At 28.5% G+C, this 3,939-nt stretch carries 7 protein-coding genes; all 7 read left to right on the top strand.

Going from position 1 to position 3,939, the window contains the following annotated elements:
• Positions 1–423, top strand: a 423-nt coding sequence (locus MALL_RS01850; RefSeq protein ID WP_040545536.1) for a PTS sugar transporter subunit IIC, incomplete at its 5' end; no start/stop codon positions are given.
• Positions 413–1,291, top strand: coding sequence for a PTS system mannose/fructose/sorbose family transporter subunit IID (locus tag MALL_RS01855; protein ID WP_005683509.1), 879 nt, complete (start codon positions 413–415; stop codon positions 1,289–1,291). The genes MALL_RS01850 and MALL_RS01855, both read left to right, overlap by 11 nt.
• A gap of 1 nt (position 1,292) precedes the next feature.
• Entirely contained in the window at positions 1,293–1,700 is a 408-nt protein-coding gene (locus tag MALL_RS01860; protein ID WP_005683508.1) for a PTS sugar transporter subunit IIA, read from the top strand.
• Positions 1,701–1,709: 9 nt separating this feature from the next.
• Entirely contained in the window at positions 1,710–2,093 is a 384-nt protein-coding gene (locus tag MALL_RS01865) for a preprotein translocase subunit YajC (RefSeq protein ID WP_005683510.1), read from the top strand.
• Positions 2,094–2,095: 2 nt separating this feature from the next.
• Complete coding sequence (gene kduD, locus MALL_RS01870) at positions 2,096–2,863, top strand: 2-dehydro-3-deoxy-D-gluconate 5-dehydrogenase KduD (RefSeq protein WP_005683505.1); 768 nt, start codon at positions 2,096–2,098, stop codon at positions 2,861–2,863.
• Complete coding sequence (locus tag MALL_RS01875; RefSeq protein ID WP_005683506.1) at positions 2,863–3,465, top strand: bifunctional 4-hydroxy-2-oxoglutarate aldolase/2-dehydro-3-deoxy-phosphogluconate aldolase; 603 nt, start codon at positions 2,863–2,865, stop codon at positions 3,463–3,465. The genes kduD and MALL_RS01875 overlap by 1 nt, the downstream gene beginning before the upstream one ends.
• The coding region (locus MALL_RS01880; protein ID WP_005683511.1) for a PfkB family carbohydrate kinase at positions 3,458–3,939 on the top strand (482 nt) is incomplete at its 3' end. The genes MALL_RS01875 and MALL_RS01880, both read left to right, overlap by 8 nt.

Genomic DNA, 3,939 nt, shown 5'->3' on the forward strand with positions numbered 1-3,939 from the left:
AACTTATCAATGATCGTATTAGTCTTATTTACATTCGGATTTGGAATTGCAGTAGGATTTAGTGCTAATGGTTTAGCAACTATTGCTAATGAAATTCCTGATTGATTAAGAATTGGATTTAGAGTTGCTGGAGGATTATTACCAGCATTAGGATTTGCTTTAATATTAAAAGTAATGATCAAAAAAGAATACTTAGGATTTGTCTTTATTGGATACTTTTTAACCTTGGTATTCCAAGCAATTGCAACAGTTACAAAAACAAGTTTTTCAGTTTTAGGACTAGCAATTACAGCATTTGGTTTAGTAATGATAATAATTTCTATTGCTAAATTAGCAGGCTTTGATAATAAATTAAAAGCACCAATTATGCAAATGCCAATGCATAATCAAAACCAAGCAGGAGGTCAAGACGATGGAATCTAATCAAAGAACAGATTTTGTGCAAATTAATGAGTCACAAAATCCAAACGAAGCGCTAGGTAAACTATCAATTCTTATGTATATTTGAATTACTTTTAGATCTTATTTACTTCAAAGTGGTTTTAACTATGCTAACTTTCAAGGTCTAGGATATGCAAACGCAATATATCCAGCTCTAAAAAAAATCTATGGTAAAGGGGCTAAATTAAAAGAATCTTTACTAAATAACATCGAGTTTTTTAACTCAAACCCTCAAACTCTTCCTCTGATTACTTCTGTTCATCTATCTTTATTAGCAAACGGACAAAGTATTTCGGATGCAAGAACAATAAAAATGTCTTTAATGGGTCCTTTAGCTGGAATTGGTGATTCTCTTTCACAATTTGCTATCTTCCCATTATTCTCAATAATTGCTGTTGGTTTTGCACAAACAGGATCAATATTAGGACCAGTAATTTTCTTATTTGGAATTAATACAATATTAATAATTATGCGTGTTTCACTAGGTTTATTAGGTTATAAACTTGGAGAAAAAGCAATTGGAAAACTAGCAACATCAATGCAAACAATCATTAGAATTAGTTCAATGGTTGGAGTTACAATTATTGCTGCTTTAGCAATTAGACTAACAAAAGTAAACTTTGCATTAGAATTCTCACAAAGAATCGATGCTGGAGCTGCAGGATTCCAAGTTAAAGTTATTTCTATTCAAGAAATTTTAAACAACATTATGCCTTTAATGGCAGCTGGAATTTGAGTTATGTTTATTTACTTTATGGTAACTAAATATAAATGAAGTCCATATAAAGTAATTATCGTAACAATTTTAGTTGGAATCACTTGTGGTGTATTTGGAATATTAGGAGTATAAAATGCCAGTAGAGTTAATATTAATCGGACACGCTCAATATCCAAATGGATTAAAAAGCGTTTTAGAATTTGTTGTAGGTTTAGAAGATAATGTATATGCCTATAATATAGACGAAAATAAAGAAATCGATGAGTTAAAAAAAGAATTAGAAACTCATATTAATAACGACAAAATTAAGCTAATAATTGCTGATATTCCTGGTGGTTCACCACACCAAAAAGCTATGGAATTAGCAATTAATAGTGATAATGAAAATGTAATGATATTTGCTGGACTAGGAACATCAATGATTATTGATTTAGCAATTAAAGCTTTATTATTGAATCCTAGTTCATACCAAGCACTAAAAGAATCTTGTCAAGCTGTTTATGAAAACGTAGCAAGCTTTTCAACTTTCTATAAAAAATAAGAGGTAATTATGATCGAAAAAGCAAATTTAGTTTTTGAACAAAATCAAGTTGTTTACTTACAAAATCAACAAATAATTTTATACGTATTTTGCTCTTTAATAGCACTTTACATCATTTTTATGCTTGTTGTTATTCCTGTTTTAAAAAAGAAAAAGGATGATAAAAACTTTAAAAAGAGAATGAAATTATATCAAGAATTAAAACCAGGTCATGAAGTTTTTTTGGCAAGTGGTGTATTTGGTGAATTAGTTGACAAACAAGGTGAAATTTATTTTGTAGAAATTGCTCCAAAAGTTGTTATAAAAGTCAATCGTAACTATATATTAGGCTTTTTTGATCAAGAAATCTCTCAAAAAATCAATGAAGAAAAAACCAAAAAAAGTAAAGGATAATTATGGAATTTAATTTAGATTATTTTAGTGTCAAAGACAAAGTTATTATTGTTACTGGTGCTAATATGGGATTAGGTTTAGCTTATGCTAAAGCCCTAGCTTCTTGTGGAGCAAAAATTGTTGTTGCTCATTATGATGACAACACTAGTGAAATAAGCGAATACTTAACAAGCAAAAAAGTAGACTTTTTACTTGTTAAAGGTGATTTAACAAAGCAAGAAGATCAAGATTTACTTGTTAATAAAACAGTAGAAAAATTTGGAAGAATAGATGTTTTAGTAAATAATGCAGGTACTATAATTCGTGAACCATTATTAGAATATAGCCAAAATTCTTGAAATAGAGTAATGGACATAAACTTAAATTCTGTTTGATTCCTTTCTCAAAAAGTAGCAAGAGTTTTTAAAAAACAAGGTCATGGAAAAATTGTTAATGTAGCTTCTATGTTAAGTTATCAAGGTGGAAAATTTGTTCCTGCTTATACAGCTTCAAAACATGCAGTAGCTGGAATTACAAAAGCTTTTGCAAATGAATTAGCTTCTTTAAACATACAAGTTAATGCAATCGCTCCTGGTTATATTGAAACTGCAAACACTGCTCCTATTAGAGCTGATAAAACTAGAAATGCTGAAATTTTATCAAGAATTCCTGCTGGACATTGAGGACAAACTGATGAATTAATGGGTACAATTGTCTTTTTAAGTTCAAAAGCTAGTGACTACTTAAATGGAGCAATCATTCCTGTTGATGGTGGATGATTGGCTAGATAATGCTAAAAACATTAAAAGAAAATAAAATTGTTGCTGTAATTCGCGAAAACGACTATGACACAGCTAAAAACAATATTGATTTACTTATACAAAATGGTGTAAAAATAATTGAAATTACACTTACAACACCAAATGCTTTAGGTCTCATAAAGCATTTTTGTGCCCTTAAAGATGTAATAATTGGTGCTGGAACTGTATTAACCTTAAATGATGCACAAAATTGTTTAAAAAATGGTGCTAAATTTTTTGTTAGTCCACATTTTTCTGAACAAGTTAGTCAATTTAGTTTAGAAAATAAAATCGATTATTTACCTGGTATTTTTAGTCCTACTGAAGCTATAAATGCCTATAATAAAGGACATAAAGTACTAAAACTTTTTCCAGCAGCAATACTAGGTCATAAATTTATAGCAGATTTATCTAAGCCTTTTCCTTTTTTGAATTTTATGCCAAGCGGTGGAGTTAATTTAGAAAATGCTTCAAGTTGATTAACAAGCGGAGCTATTGCTATAAGTGTTGGTTCTGATCTATTAAAAGGTTCTACACAAAAAGAAAAAATAGAAAGTATTAAAAACTACTTAAGGATAGTAAAAAATGATTAAAAAAGTTTTAACAATGGGCGAAACATTAATTAGATTAAATTTTAATCCAGATGATTTATATGATGGAAATAAAATCGAATACTTTTTTGGTGGTGATGCACTAAATGTAGCTAGTATTTTAGGTATAAACGGAAATAAAACTTATTATTTAAGCGCTTTAAATGAAAAAAGTTTGTTTACGAAAAAGCTAAAACTCTTTATGAATTCTAATCTTGTTAAAAGTCAATTTGTATATCAAAATAGCTATAAATTAGGTAAATATTTTTACTCGCCAATTAATCCAGATAATTCTTCAAAAGTTGAATATGATCGTACAAACACTTGTTTTAGTAATTTAGATTTAGATCAAAATGAATTAAATAAAATTAATGATAAAAATTTTGACTTAATTCACTTAAGTGGAATTTCTTTAGCAATTAATCCTGAATTAGTTTTAAAAATTACTAAGTCGCTAAATAATTCAAATTCACTTAA

It is taken from the genome of Mycoplasmopsis alligatoris A21JP2 (assembly GCF_000178375.1).
GTDB lineage: Bacteria > Bacillota_I > Bacilli_A > Mycoplasmatales > Metamycoplasmataceae > Mycoplasmopsis > Mycoplasmopsis alligatoris.